Source organism: Streptomyces sp. NPDC014870, from assembly GCF_043081505.1.
In the GTDB taxonomy this organism is placed as follows: Bacteria; Actinomycetota; Actinomycetes; order Streptomycetales; family Streptomycetaceae; genus Streptomyces.
In genome coordinates this window covers 1-13,656 of sequence record NZ_JBIBWQ010000003.1, presented here as the reverse complement: position 1 = coordinate 13,656, position 13,656 = coordinate 1, and the positions used below count along the sequence as shown (strand labels likewise).

General features: G+C 72.6%; 8 protein-coding genes and 1 rRNA gene. 6 read left to right on the top strand and 3 right to left on the bottom strand.

The window, feature by feature from the left end; translation table 11 throughout:
* The first annotated feature begins 92 nt into the window (after positions 1-92).
* Together ACF09C_RS08565 and ACF09C_RS08560 are read left to right on the top strand one after the other, a co-directional pair.
* Entirely contained in the window at positions 93-665 is a 573-nt protein-coding gene (locus ACF09C_RS08565) for a Uma2 family endonuclease (RefSeq protein ID WP_392090320.1), read from the top strand.
* 229 nt (positions 666-894) lie between these two features.
* Positions 895-4,227 carry a BTAD domain-containing putative transcriptional regulator gene (locus ACF09C_RS08560; protein ID WP_392090317.1) on the top strand — a complete coding sequence of 1,111 codons (3,333 nt, stop codon included), beginning with the start codon at positions 895-897 and terminating at the stop codon, positions 4,225-4,227.
* A gap of 79 nt (positions 4,228-4,306) precedes the next feature.
* Here ACF09C_RS08560 and ACF09C_RS08555 read toward each other — a convergent pair whose 3' ends face one another.
* Complete coding sequence (locus tag ACF09C_RS08555) at positions 4,307-6,319, bottom strand: sigma-70 family RNA polymerase sigma factor (RefSeq protein WP_392090314.1); 2,013 nt, start codon at positions 6,317-6,319, stop codon at positions 4,307-4,309.
* A 248-nt stretch (positions 6,320-6,567) separates the two neighbouring features.
* Complete coding sequence (locus ACF09C_RS08550) at positions 6,568-7,401, bottom strand: TetR/AcrR family transcriptional regulator (protein WP_392091361.1); 834 nt, start codon at positions 7,399-7,401, stop codon at positions 6,568-6,570.
* A gap of 402 nt (positions 7,402-7,803) precedes the next feature.
* On the opposite strand from ACF09C_RS08550, the gene ACF09C_RS08545 reads away from it, so the two are divergent.
* Positions 7,804-9,156 carry an NAD(P)/FAD-dependent oxidoreductase gene (locus tag ACF09C_RS08545; protein WP_392091360.1) on the top strand — a complete coding sequence of 451 codons (1,353 nt, stop codon included), beginning with the start codon at positions 7,804-7,806 and terminating at the stop codon, positions 9,154-9,156.
* 105 nt (positions 9,157-9,261) lie between these two features.
* The gene (locus ACF09C_RS08540; RefSeq protein ID WP_392090311.1) at positions 9,262-10,896 is read left to right on the top strand and encodes a SpoIIE family protein phosphatase; all 1,635 of its coding nucleotides are present in this window, start codon (positions 9,262-9,264) and stop codon (positions 10,894-10,896) included.
* 25 nt (positions 10,897-10,921) lie between these two features.
* On the opposite strand, the gene ACF09C_RS08535 is transcribed toward ACF09C_RS08540, so the two are convergent.
* Positions 10,922-12,199 (bottom strand): MFS transporter, encoded by a 1,278-nt coding sequence (locus tag ACF09C_RS08535; protein ID WP_392091359.1) that lies wholly within the window; start codon positions 12,197-12,199, stop codon positions 10,922-10,924.
* A gap of 143 nt (positions 12,200-12,342) precedes the next feature.
* Here ACF09C_RS08535 and ACF09C_RS08530 point away from each other — a divergent pair, with 143 nt between their 5' ends.
* Together ACF09C_RS08530 and ACF09C_RS08525 are read left to right on the top strand one after the other, a co-directional pair.
* Positions 12,343-12,909 (top strand): MarR family winged helix-turn-helix transcriptional regulator, encoded by a 567-nt coding sequence (locus ACF09C_RS08530; protein WP_392090308.1) that lies wholly within the window; start codon positions 12,343-12,345, stop codon positions 12,907-12,909.
* Between the two features lie 657 nt (positions 12,910-13,566).
* Positions 13,567-13,656 (top strand): 16S ribosomal RNA (locus ACF09C_RS08525); the annotation flags it as partial.

Below are 13,656 nucleotides of genomic sequence, written 5' to 3'. Positions count from 1 at the left end.
CGCCAGACCTCTCGTTCAGGTGAACATCCCCGGCCGGCGCCCCGACCCGTCGCCAGGGCTGCCACCCTGGGCGCCGGGCGGGAGGAGCATTCATGTCGTCGTGGTCGGCCGACTCCACGAACGCGGCGGTGGAGCAGGCGTTCCAGAAGCTCAGCGCAGCGGAGCCCGAGGGGTGGCGCGTGGAGTTGATCCGGGGCCAGATCCACGTCACGGAGATCGGCGACGGACAGCACGCGAGCATCGTGGCGGAACTGAGGGACCAGCTGTTCGAACGGAGCCGAGAATCGGCCCTGAGCTGTTACGGCGCCATCGGGCTCGACCTGCCCGGCCCGTCGGGCGGCACAGATCACGTCGTCCCCGATCTCACCGTCGCCCCGAAGGGCAGCCACCGCGACCGACTCGTGTGGCACGCGCCCGGCCCCGTGCTCCTCGTCGCCGAGGTGACCTCAGCGTCCACCGCGGGCCGCGACCGGGACCAGAAGGCACGCGGCTATGCCGACGCGGGAATCCCGCTCTACCTGTTGATCGACCGCGAGGCGGACGAGGTGGTCGTCCATGCCGAGCCGCTGGACGGCGGCTACGCGGCGCGGACCGTCCACAGGGTGGGGACGGTCGTGGCCCTGCCGAGCCCTCTCGGGTTCGAAGTCGACACCTCGGAGTTCTGAGCGCGACCCCGGCGTAGCCCGGAGGACCCCCGTCGCACCCGGCATCGCCCGCACCTGCGCCGCCCCGCCGTACCCCGAGCCGCCCCGCCGCCTCCCGAGCCGCCCGCCGCACGCCGCGCCGCCCCGCAGTGCGCCCCCGCCTTGCGCCTGCAACCCGGACGCCTGGCCCCGCGCCACGCCCAGGTAAACCCCGAGGCGTCGCGGCTCGCCCCCGGCGACAATGGCGCGCGTGCGGTATCTGATCCTCGGTTCCACCCTCGCGCTCGACGCCCACGGCACGCCCCTTCCCCTGGGCGGGGCCCGGCTGCGGGCGTTGCTCGCCGCGCTCGCGTCGCGCGGAGGACGGGCGGTGACCGTCGGCGAGCTGGTCGACGACGTGTACGGCGACGAACCCCCGCACGACGCCCCCGCCGCGCTCCAGGCCCTCGTCGCGCGGCTGCGCCGAAGCCTCGGGCGGGAGGCCGTCGAGTCCGTGCCCGGGCCCGGCTACCGCCTCGCCGCCGAGCCCGACGACATCGACCTGTACGTCTTCGAGCGCCACGTCCGCGACGCGGGCGCCCGCCTCGACGCCGGCGACCCCGACACCGCCGCCGCGCTCCTCCGTACCGCCCTCGCCCTCTTCCGCGGCCCCGCCCTCGCCGACCTGCCCGAGCACGCGCGCGTGCGGCCCGAGGCGCAGCGGCTCGCCGCCCTGCGCAGGCGCGTCGAGGCCGATCTCGCGCGCGGTGCCGTCGACGGACTCGTACCGGAGCTGACCGAGCTGACGGACGCGTACCCGTACGACGAGGGTTTCCGCGCCCAACTCGTGCGCGCCCTGCGGGCCGAGGGCCGGCAGGCCGACGCCCTCGCCGCCTACGAGGACGCCCGCCGCGCGCTCGCCGACGGGCTCGGCACCGACCCGGGCGCCGAACTCACCGCGCTCCACCGCGAACTCCTCCACCCGACACCGTCCCCGCCCCCGCAGCCGCAGCCGCACGAGACCGGGAACATCCGGCCCCGCCTCACCTCCTTCGTCGGCCGCGAACCCGACCTCGCCGCCCTCCGCGCCGACCTCACCCGCTCCCGCCTCGTCACGCTCACCGGCCCAGGCGGCTCCGGCAAGACCCGCCTGGCGGAGGAGGCCGCCCTCGCCGCCGCCACCGACACCACCGCCGCCATCGCCGCCACCGACACCGCCGCCGACGCCACCCCCGCCTGGCTCGTCGAGCTCGCGCCGCTCGACGACCCCGCTGCCGTACCCGGAGCGGTCCTCTCCGCGCTCCGGCTCCGTGAGACCAACCTGATCACCCGCGAGGGCCAGAACCCCCAGGACGACCCCACCCACCGGCTGATCGAACACCTCGCGCCCCGCTCCCTCCTCCTCGTCCTCGACAACTGCGAGCACGTCGTCGACGCGGCCGCCGCCCTCGCCGAGACGCTCCTCACCCACTGCCCCCGACTGCGGATCCTCGCCACCAGCAGAGAACCGCTCGGCGTCCCCGGAGAAACGGTCCGGCCCGTCGAACCCCTGCCGCCCGCCCCGGCCCACCGCCTCTTCGCCGAACGAGCCCGCGCCGTCCGTTCCGACCTCGACCTGACCCCGCCGAGCACCACCCCGCCGGACACCGCCTGGCCAGGCACCACCGGGCCGGACCGCACCGCACCATCGGCCCTCGCCGCCACGGACGCCGCCACCGACGGCCTGCGGGCCGTGGACGAGATCTGCCGCCGCCTCGATGGCCTCCCCCTCGCCATCGAACTGGCCGCCGCCCGCCTGCGCCTGCTCACGCCCCGCCAGATCGCCGACCGGCTCGACGACCGCTTTCGCCTCCTCACCTCCGGCAGCCGTACCGTCCTGCCCCGCCAGCAGACCCTCCGCGCCGTCGTCGACTGGTCCTGGGAGCTTCTCGACGCCGACGAACGGACCCTGCTCCGCAGGCTCGCCGTCTTCGCCGGCGGCTGGGACCTGGCCGCCGCGGAGGCCCTCGTCCCGAACGCCGCCGAGACGCTCGGCGCGCTCGTCGACAAGTCCCTCGTCGTCGCCGCCCCCACCGACGACGGCGAGATGCGCTACCGGCTCCTGGAGACGATCCACGAGTACGCCGTCGAGCGGGCCGCCGAGCGCCCGGAAGTCCGCGTCGCCGCCGAGGCCGCCCACACCGCGTACTTCACCGCCCTCGCCGAGCGGGCCGAACCCCTCCTCCGCTCGGGCGAGCAGCTCCCCTGGATCCGGCGGATCGAGTGCGACCTCGACAACATCCGCGCCGCCCTCCACCGCACGACCGTCACGGCCCCCGACGAAGCCGCCGCCCACCGGCTCGTCTTCGCCGTGGGCTGGTTCTGGTGGCTCCGCAACTACCGCACGGAAGGCCTGGTCTGGACCGAGCGCGCGCTCCTGCTCGGCGAGGACCCGGAGGATCCCGAGGACCCCCGCTTCTGGCCCCGCATGCGGCTGCGCATGCTGTCCTTCTTCCTCGTGGTGGAGAACCGCACGGCCGCCGACCTGCGCGACGATGCCGAGGGCCTCGCGCTGGTACGGCGGGTGCGCGACGCCTTCGCCGACCGGCCCGGGCCCGAGGCGGCCCGTTTCCCGGGACTCCTGTGGCCGTTCACCGCCTTCCTCACCGAGGGCCCCGACGTCCTGCGCGAGCTGCTCGACATCGCCGTCGACACCTGCCGCCGATACGGCGGTGAGTGGGAGATCGGCGTCAGCATGATGTTCCGTACGCACCTGGTGATCGACATGCCCGGCGACATGGGCGGCATCGACGACGACCTGGCCGAACTGCGCGTCCTCTCCCGCCGGGTCGGCGACCGCTGGATGCGGGCGCAGGTGGCGAGCGCGGCGGGCGAGGCGCACATGATCAGGGGCCGGTTCGCGGAGGCGGCGGAGGCGTACGAGGACGCTCTCGGCCTCGCCCGGGAGGTCGGCGCGCACGCCGAGTCCCCCTTCCTGATCGCCAGGCTCGCCGAACTCGCCTACCGCGCCGGTGACATGGAGGCCGCCGAGAAGGGCCTGACGGAAGCCGAGGCGGAGGCCGCGTACCACCGCATCGAGGACACCGAGGCGTTCCTGCGGTTCATGCGGGCCGTCCTCGCCCTCTACCGCGGCGACGTCCGTGCCGCCCGCACGCATCTGGACGCGGCGAACGAGTCGGTCCTCACCGGCACACCGCCCCCGCACTTCACCGCCGCCGTGGCCGGGTTCTCCGCGCGCGTGCTCGCGGACGAGGGCGGCGGTACGACGGCCGTGGCGGCGGCGGTCGACGCCCTGCGACTCGCCCGGGAGGCCCAGTGCTCCCGCTTCGTCATGGCCCAGCTGGGGGAGTGCCTGGCGAGCGTCCTCAGCCTGAGCGGAGCCGCCCCGGTCGCGGTTCGGGTCCTGTCCGCCGTCGACACCTGGCGGGCCGCGATCCCCCGCTCGGTCCCCGAACTCCGCGAGACGGAGACCGTGATGACCCGGGCCCGCGCCGAACTGGGCGAGGCCGCCACCGCGAGCGCCTGTGCCGACGGTGCCCGGCTGACCCTCGACGAGGTGATCGCCCTGGCGGACGCGTACCTGGCGGAGGACAGGACCAGCTGATCCGTCGCGAGCTGCTCAGTCAGGAACGGCCGGCTCGGGAACGGCCGGCTCGGGAACGGCCTGCTCAGGAACGGCCCGCTCAGGAGCAGCTGATCCGCGACTGTGCCCAGTCCGCGACCGCGACACGGCCCCACGGTGAGGTCTCCTCCACGACCAGACGGAGCGTCGTGCGGCCCGAGATGTCGACGTGGACCGGGACCGCCGGGTCGCCCGCTTCGACGACCTGCGAGCGCCAGAGCCGCTCACCGTCTCCGTAGACGGAGAAGCGGACGCCTCCGACACCGATCGGTGCGGTCAGGTCGTCGACGCCGACGAGCGCGTCGTAGCTGGTGCACTGCCGGTTGAGGTCGATCACGAGCGCGGACGGCGCGTGCACGCTCACCCCGTGCCCGTACCGCGTGCCGCCGATCGCCAGGCCCTGGCGCTGCCACATCCAGCTGCTGTCGCCGAGCCGGACCTCGGGCTTCGTGCCGTCGCCGAAGACGCCGTAGTCCAGCTGGTTCACCTGGTACACGACCGGCGGGGCGGGCGGCGGCGTGGGAGTCGGCGTCGGCTTCGGAGGTGTGGGCGTGGGCGTCGGCGTGGGCTTCGTCGGCGTGGGAGAGGGAGTGGGCGTGGGTGTCGGGGTCGGCTTCGGAGGTGTGGGCGTCGGGGTCGGCTCGGGTTCCTCGACGACCGGCGGGGCGGCCGGCGGCGTGGGAGTCGGGGTCGGCTTCGGCGGCGGCGTGGGCTCCGGCGGTACGGCGGGGGCGACGGCCGGCGGCGTGGGCTCGGGCTTCGCGACCGGCTGGGGATCCCCGGAGAGCGCCCAGACCAGACCGGCGGTCGCGGCCACGGCCACCGCCGCCGCGATGCCCGCCTTCGCGGGCGCGCCGAGCCCTTCGGCCGCCGCCGCGGAGGACGCCCCGGCCGTACTCGACGAGCCGGCACCCGTCGCCGCTCCTGTGGCCGCGCCCGTCGCGGCGGCGGCCGCACCGGCGCCCGCGGCGCCCACGACCCCGCCCGCCACGACACCCGCGGCCTTGAGGGAGAACCCGGCGGCGAACCAGCCGATGACGGCGATCGGCAGCAGCGCGGGGATCCCGGCGTTCACATGCTCCAGCTCACCGGCGGCGAGCCGGCACTTGGCGCACTCCTCCAGGTGCTTGCGCAGCCCGCGCTCGGCCCGCATCCGCAGACCGCCGCGCGCGTACGCGCCGAGTCGGTCGGCGTACCGGGCGCAGTCGCCGCCCGCCGTCAGGGACGTACTGACGTGCGCCTGGAGGTACGCCTGCTTGAGGCCCTCACGGGCCCTGCTGGCCAGTACAGCGGTGGCGTTGGCGGTCAGCCCGAACAGCGGTGCGACCTCGCTGGGCGACTCCTCCTCGACCGTGGTGTGCCAGAGCACGGCCTGCCAGCGCTCGGGCAGTGACCGGAACGCCTGCATGGCCAGCGACTGTTCGGCCTCGTGCATGGCGAGGACGTCGGCCCCGAGGTCGAGCGTGTCTTGGTCGGAGACCTCGGAGGAGCGGGCGGCCTGCGCCGCGAAGACGGCGAAGTCGTCGACCAGGTGCTCGCGCTTCTGCGTACGCGTCCAGTTCGCGGCGACCCGCCGGACCGTGGTCAGCAGATAGGCCCGGACCGCCTGCTCGGGGCCCGCCCCGCCGCGCACGGCCTGGAGCGTGCGGGCGAACACCTCCGCCGTCAGGTCGTCGGCGGTGTGCGCGTCCCGGCAGCAGGTCCTGGCGTAGCGGCGCACGGCCTCGGAGTGGCGACGGAACAGCTCCTCGTAGGCGCTGTCGTCGCCGCCCCGCATCCGCTGGACGAGATCGGCGTCGGAGGGCGGCAGTTCGACCGGCGGCGGGAGGACGGTGTCGGGTCTGTCGGGCTCGTCCGCCCTGTCAGGTGCGGGACGCGCGGCCCCGCCCTCACGCTGCTGCGGAACACTCGGCTCGGCCGATCCCGAAGCCGAAGCCGTTCCCGAAGCCTGGGCCTTGGGCCCGCCCGTGGAACCTCCGGGCCCGCCCTGACTCGGCACCTGCCGCGCGGGAAGGTCCCCGGTCTCCGTGCCACCGCCGTTGTCCAGCGGCTCGTCCCGACCGTCACCGCTCATCGCGGAAGCCCCCGTATGCACGCCCAGAACCGAACACCGGGCAAGAGTGCCACAGAGCGCCGACGCGCTGAACTTCCCCGTCCACTTACCACTCGTCCGGGGCCACTTCCGGTATCCGGGCGTAACCGATCACTCGTTCGTGCCATGCTCGACGGTCCGCCCGGCCCAACGGAACCGAACAACCCCGCACCCGAACCGGCCCGACACCCGAACCGGCCCCGCTCCTCCGCCCTCGCCCCCCTCGCGCGCTATCGCGAGCGGAGGCCCTCCAGCAGGATGTCGAGGAGCCGGGCCGAGGCGGCCGCCTGCTGCGCCGCGTCCGGCAGCGCGGGCGCCGCCGTGGCTATGACGAGCAGGACATCGGCCACGGTCACGTCCGTCCGCAGCTCGCCCGCCTCACGGGCCCGATCCACGAGCCGCCCGACGACCTCCAGGAGCTCCGCCGCACCGGTGTCGTCCTGCTCGCTCCCCGGCACCGCGCGCGGCGCGACCACCCGCTGCTCGGACGGGTCCGCGAAGACCCGCTGGTGCGGCACCCGCGCCTCGTCCTCGGCGCTCCGCGCCGGCAGCAGCAGCTCGTCGGCGTCCACGCCCACCCGCAGGATCTGCGGCGGCAGCAGGCGACCCGCGCCCGAGGCCACCGAGGTCCGCAGGAAGCGCGAGAGCGCCGACCACGGCTCGTCCTCCTGCCCGAGGGCGGTGCGCGCCTGCTCGGTCAGCCGGGCGGTCTCCTCCTCGGCTATCCGGCGGACCAGCACGTCCTTGCTCGGGAAGCGGCGGTACACCGTGCCGACACCGACCCGGGCACGCCGGGCCACGTCCTCCATCGGCGCGCCGTAACCGAGTTCGCCGAAGACCTCGCGCGCCGCGCGCAGTACGTGCTCCAGGTTGCGCTGGGCGTCCACGCGCAGTGGCGCCGACCGGCCGACGGACCCCGTCGGCCCCGCTCCGATGCCCGCACCGGACACCGCACCGGCACCCGGGCCCGACACCGCGGCGGCACTCGTGCCCGCACCACGTCCGTCGAACGCGCTGTCCGTCGTGTCGACGACAGCCTGCCACCGAGAATCCTGCATGTGCATAAGCGTTCCCCCGCTCATGATGTCTCCCCCCGGAGACTCCCCGCCCTGACACGGGGTCGACCCACTGTGCGGCGCTCTGGTCTGTGCGCCACGGGCCGGTACCCCGACGAGGTACGAACATAGTTGAGACGAGGTCAATTCAGAAGGGGGAGTTCCGTACGGTGCGCCCCCCGATCGGAGCAAGGGCCTGAACTCTCCCGATTCCGTTCCCCCGCGCCACCCCCTGCGCCTGCTCTGACCTGCGCGTTCCCCACTGTACCCACCCTCTGCGCCACCCCGCGCCCCCGCGCACCTCCGGTCACACAATTTGTCGAGCCTGTGGACAAACCCCGGACGGGGGTGCGTCATGGGACAGTGACCGAACCTGTGCGCATTCTCGTTGTCGGCGGTGGCTACGTCGGGATGTACACCGCGCTGCGCCTGCAGCGGCAGCTCAAGACCGAGCTCAGAAGCGGTTCCGTCGAGATCGTCGTGGTCACGCCCGAGCCGTACATGACGTACCAGCCGTTCCTCCCCGAGGCGGCCGCCGGCTCGATCTCCCCGCGCCATGTCGTCGTCCCGCTCCGCCGCGTCCTCGACCGGTGCCGGATCGTCATCGGCGAGGTCCACGCCGTCGACCACGCCAAGCGGACGGCGACCCTCTCCACCCTCGCCACCGAGGAGGAGGGCACCGGTACCGAGCAGCTCACCTACGACGAACTCGTCATCGCGCCCGGCTCGATCTCCCGCACCCTCCCGGTCCCCGGCCTCGCCGACTACGCCATCGGCTTCAAGACCGTCGAGGAGGCCATCGGGCTGCGCAACCACGTCATCGAGCAGATGGACATCGCCTCCTCCACCCGCGACCCCGGCCTGCGCGACGCCGCCCTCACCTTCGTCTTCGTCGGCGGTGGCTACGCGGGCGTGGAGGCCCTCGCCGAGCTGGAGGACATGGCCCGCTACACCGCGCGGTACTACCACAACATCAAGCCGGAGGACCTGAAATGGGTCCTCGTCGAGGCCTCGGACCGGATCCTGCCCGAGGTCGGCGAGAAGATGGGCAAGTACGCGATCCGCGAGCTGCGCGGCCGCAACATCGACGTACGCCTGGGAACGCGGCTCGACTCCTGCGAGGACCGGGTCGCCGTCCTCAGCGACGGCAGCCGCTTCCCGACCCGTACGGTCGTGTGGACCGCGGGCGTGAAACCCGCGCCGGTCCTCGCCGCCACCGACCTGCCGCTCGACGAACGCGGCCGGATCAAGTGCACCGCGCGCCTGACCGTCGAGGGCGTCGAACACGCCTGGGCGGCCGGCGACGCCGCCGCCGTCCCCGACATCACCGCGGAGGAGCCCGGCAAGCAATGCGCGCCGAACGCCCAGCACGCCGTACGCCAGACCAAGGTGCTCGCCGAGAACGTCGCCGCCGCCCTGAGCGGCGGGCCGCTCAAGGAGTACGCGCACTCCTACGCCGGCTCGGTCGCCTCGCTCGGCCTCCACAAGGGCGTGGCCCACGTCTACGGGCGCAAACTCAAGGGCTACCCCGCCTGGTTCATGCACCGCGCCTACCATCTCAGCCGCGTCCCGACCTTCAACAGGAAGGCCCGCGTCCTGGCCGAGTGGACCCTCTCCGGCCTGTTCAAGCGGGAGATCGTCTCGCTCGGCTCGTTGGAACACCCGCGCGCCGAGTTCGAACTCGCCGCCGCGCCCCCGCCCCCGAAGAGGGGCCCGAAGAACGGCCCCGACAACGGGACCGCGGACGGGCCCAAGCCGGGCTGACACCGATGTCAGTGCGGTCGGTCACACTGGACGTGTGACCATAGGTGGGCTCACACCTGCACAGAGTGACTCAGCACGGCCAACAACCACGAGGCATACAGATCCGTGAACTTCACCCGTTGGAGCGCCCGACTCCCCGGCACGCAGCGCCGCACGGCGGCGCGGGGGACCGAAGGCTCCGTGCCCGCGGCCCGCGGTGAGTACGAGCAGCAGCCTGAGCACCTCGCCGCCGAGGCCACCGAGGTCCCCACCCTGGAGGACTTCTCCGTACGGGAGATCATCGGCCGCCTCCCCGGTCTGGTCGCGCTCGCGCACGGCCCCGAGCACCGCATCGCCTACGTCAACGACGCCTACGCCGCCGCCTTCGGCCCCCGCCCGGCGGGCGCCACCGTCGCCGACGCCTGCCCCGAGGCCGAGGAGCTCGGTCTGCTGCCGCTCATGGACCAGGTCCTGCGCAGCGGAAAGCCGAGGACGGTCAAGTCCCGCAAGACCCAGGACGGCGGCTCGTACACGGTCACCTGCCTGCCGATCGACTCGGCGCGCTTCGAGGGCGGCGGCGTCCTCGTCCACGCCTCCGACGTGACCGACCACGCCGAGGCCGCCGAGCGGCTGCGCGCCAGCGAGCGCCGGCACCGCGAGACCGCCGTCACCCTCCAGCGCTCCCTGCTCCCGCAGGAGCTGGAGCAGCCCGACGACCTGCGGATCGCCGCCACCTACCAGCCCGGCGGCACGGACGCGGCCGTCGGCGGGGACTGGTACGACGTCATCACCCTGGGCGCGGGCCGCACCGCCCTCGTCATCGGCGACGTCATGGGCCGCGGCGTGCGTGCCGCCGCCGTCATGGGCCAGCTCCGCACCGCCGTCCGCGCCTACGCCCGGCTCGACCTGCCCCCGCACGAGGTGCTCCAGCTGCTCGACGGCCTCGCCGCCGAGATCGACGCCAGCCAGATCGCCACCTGCGTCTACGCCGTCCACGACCCCAACGAGGGCAAGCTCGTCTACGCCTCCGCAGGGCACCTCCCGATCCTCGTCAGGGACGAGGACGGCACGGTCCGCCGCGCCGAGGACCCCACAGGACCCCCGCTGGGTACCGGCGGCTGGCTGCACACCTCCGGCGCGATCGCCCTGCCGCCGGGCTCCACCGCCGTCCTCTACACCGACGGTCTCGTCGAGCGGCGCCGCGAGGACATCGACGAGGGCGTCGCCGCCCTGGAGCGCGCCCTCTCCGGGGCCGTCGGCACCCCGCAGGTCGTCTGCGACCGGCTGCTCCGCTCGCTCGGCGTCACCGCCGAGCACGACGACGACGTCGCCGTCCTGGTCGTCCAGCACCCCTCCCGCAAGGGAGCGGACGCGGAGCTGTTCCACAACGCGGCCCTGGAGCTGCTCGGTGGTGTCGAGGCGGCCCCACGCGCGCGTGCGTTCGCCTCGGGCGTCCTCTCCAGCTGGCGCTTCCCGGTCGAACTGCGCGACCTCGGCGTCCTCGCCACCAGCGAACTGGTGGCGAACTCCCTGAAGCACGGAACCCCGCCCATGCGCCTTCGACTGCGCCGCACGGATCGGCGGCTGATCATCGAGGTCACGGACGGGGACGACCATCTGCCGCGCCGCCGCAGGGCGGAGACGGAGGACGAGGCGGGCCGCGGGATCTCGATCATCGCGACGATCGCCTCGTCCTGGGGCAGCCGCCGCACACCGGGCGGCGGCAAGGCGGTCTGGTGCGAGTTCGCCCTGCCCGACTAGGACAGGGCTCGCGGGGCGCCCCGGCTCACGCCGGGACGCTCTCCTTCTCGGGAAGGTGCTGCGCCACGACCCGCGAGGTCCTGGCGGCGAGCCACGGGTGGTTCTGCGCGGGCGTGAGCTGCTTGCCCAGACGCACCGCGAGGAACGTGATCCCGAGCGAGAAGAGCACGAAGGTCACGATGTACGGACCGTGCAGCGCGGCGCCCATGGGCCCGCCGACGGCCGGACCGACGGCCAGCGCGAGCTGCTTGACCAGCGCGAACGCCGAGTTGTACTGACCGACCATCGACTCCGGCGCGAGGTCCGCCACCAGCGGCGCCACGGTCGGCGAGAGCATCGCCTCGCCGAGCCCGAAGAGGGCGTACGTGGAGACGAAGGCGGCGGTCGCCATCGCCTGGCTGCCGTGCCCGAGCCCCGCGTACCCGGCGATCACCCACGCCACGGCCCAGATCAGACCGACGGCCGCGATCACCCGCGTACGGCGCCGGCGCTCGACGAACCTCAGCACGACGAACTGGGCGACGACGATGACGGCCGTGTTGGCGGCCAGTGCGATACCGAGCGTCGACGGCTCGATCCCGGCGGCCTCGGTGCCGTACGCCGCGAGACCCGACTCGAACTGCCCGTAGCAGGCGAAGAAGAGGACGAAGCCGAGGACGCACAGCTGCACCATGGCCTTGTGCCCGAGCAGCGCCCGGACGCCGCCCTTCGACGAGTCGGCGGGCCGGGTGTCCTGCAGGGCGGGCGAACCCGGCATCCGCACGGTCATCACGATGGCGCCGAGGACGAGGAACATCGCCGCTTCGATCGAGAAGAGCAGCAGGAAGCTCCCGGGCCGGTTCACGTCGACGAGCTGGCCGCCGATCAGACCGCCGACGCCGAGCCCCAGGTTCTGCAGGAAGAACTGCATGGCGAAGGACCGGGTGCGGGTGGTCGGCTCGGAGCACCAGACGATCATCGTCGCGAGCGCCGGCTGCATCACGGCCGTACCGGCGCCGAGCAGCGCCGCGGAACCCACGGCGGCGGGCACGCTGCCGGAGAGCCCCATGCCCAGTGCGCCGAGCGACGCGAGGACGGCGGCGACCAGAAGAACAGGCAGGGGACCCCGCCGGTCGATGGCGCGTCCGCTGAACGGCAGGACGACGAGTGCGGCCATGGCGAAGACGGCGAGCACGATGCCCGCCGTGGTCGCGCCCAGGTCCCGCACCTGAGCGACGTACACATAGAGGTACGGAACGGTGAAGCCCAGTCCGAACGCGCTCAGCGCGCTGCCTGCCTGGATCCGCCGCATCGCTGCACCCATCGCCTTGGTCACGGTTCACCCACCTCGATCAGGGCTTCAGGCCTACAGTCCTGAAGCCTCAAGACTTCAACAGTAAAATTAGATCCTTAACAATACACATGGAAGGACTTCAACGCCAACGAGGTCCGTGGGATACTCGGCGCATGAGCGACACCCCCGAGCAGTCCGGCCCGCAGTCACCGCAGGAGCCGACCCTTGACGAGCAGATCGCGGCCTACCAGCGCGAGTACCGCGACCTGGACCCCCAGGTCGAGAAGGTGGTCTCCGCCCTCGGCCGGCTGAACCGCCGTATGAACGTCGCGTACGGCCGTCAGGTCGCCGACCTCGGCATCAGCAACGCGGAGTGGGAGGTCCTCAAGACCCTCGTGCTCTCCGGCGCCCCCTACCGCCTGGGCCCGGGCGAGCTCGCGAAGCGCCTCGGCCTGACTCCGGCCGCCATGACCCACCGCATCGACCGCATGGCGGGCGAAGGCCTCGTCACCCGCGACCGCGACGAGACCAACCGCGTCCGCGTCATCGTGGAGCTGACGGACGAGGGCCGTACGAAGTGGCTCGAGGCGATGCGCATGGCGACGGACTTCGAGGAGAAGCTCCTCCAGGACCTCACGGGCGAGGAGCGCGCCGGCCTCGGCGACATGCTGATCCGCCTCCTCCGCAGGGTCGAGCACACCCAACCGGACGCGGGCGGCCGCCTCACCGACCTGGACTGAGTGGTCCCAGCTGAGTGACCCCAGAGGTCACGGAGGCGGGGGTTGACACGCCCCCGCCGTATCCGTAGTGTTCTCCGAGTTGTCACGGGGCCGGAACGGTTCTGCGACAGCCACTCCCGCCGCTTGAAGCGGCACCTCAACTCAGCACGATCTCCCGACCGGGACGAATTTCGGCATGCCGAAATTCATTTCGAAAGACTCGATTATGAGTCGCCCGGGAAATCCGCTAGAGTTTGAGCGTCGGAACGGCCCAACAGCCGGGAAGGCAACCCACTCTGACTGGGAATCAGGCCCGAAAGGATCTGATAGAGTCGGAAACGCAGGAAGGCCGAAACGGGAAACCGAAGAAGCCGGAAAGCACCGAGGAAATCGGATCGGAAAGATCTGATAGAGTCGGAAACGCAAGACCGAAGGGAAAAGCCCGGAGGAAAGCCCGAGAGGGTGAGTACAAAGGAAGCGTCCGTTCCTTGAGAACTCAACAGCGTGCCAAAAATCAACGCCAGATTAGTTGATACCCCGTCCATCTTCGGATGGTCGAGGTTCCTTTGAAAAAGTCCACCCTCCGGGGTGGCACACAGCGAGGACGCTGTGAACGACCGGTCCTATTCCGACCGATCGTTCCGCTCTCGTGGTGTTCAACCGGATTACCGGTAAACATTCACGGAGAGTTTGATCCTGGCTCAGGACGAACGCTGGCGGCGTGCTTAACACATGCAAGTCGAACGATGAAGCCCTTCGGGGTGGATT

What these genes read in the sequence shown, in the direction of transcription:
- ACF09C_RS08545 (WP_392091360.1), top strand. Translation starts at nt 7,804, where the DNA reads ATGTACACCGCGCTGCGCCTGCAGCGGCAGCTCAAGACCGAGCTCAGA.
- ACF09C_RS08530 (WP_392090308.1), top strand. Translation starts at nt 12,343, where the DNA reads ATGAGCGACACCCCCGAGCAGTCCGGCCCGCAGTCACCGCAGGAGCCG.
- ACF09C_RS08555 (WP_392090314.1), bottom strand. Translation starts at nt 6,319, where the DNA reads ATGAGCGGTGACGGTCGGGACGAGCCGCTGGACAACGGCGGTGGCACG.
- ACF09C_RS08535 (WP_392091359.1), bottom strand. Translation starts at nt 12,199, where the DNA reads ATGGGTGCAGCGATGCGGCGGATCCAGGCAGGCAGCGCGCTGAGCGCG.
- ACF09C_RS08550 (WP_392091361.1), bottom strand. Translation starts at nt 7,401, where the DNA reads ATGCACATGCAGGATTCTCGGTGGCAGGCTGTCGTCGACACGACGGAC.
- ACF09C_RS08565 (WP_392090320.1), top strand. Translation starts at nt 93, where the DNA reads ATGTCGTCGTGGTCGGCCGACTCCACGAACGCGGCGGTGGAGCAGGCG.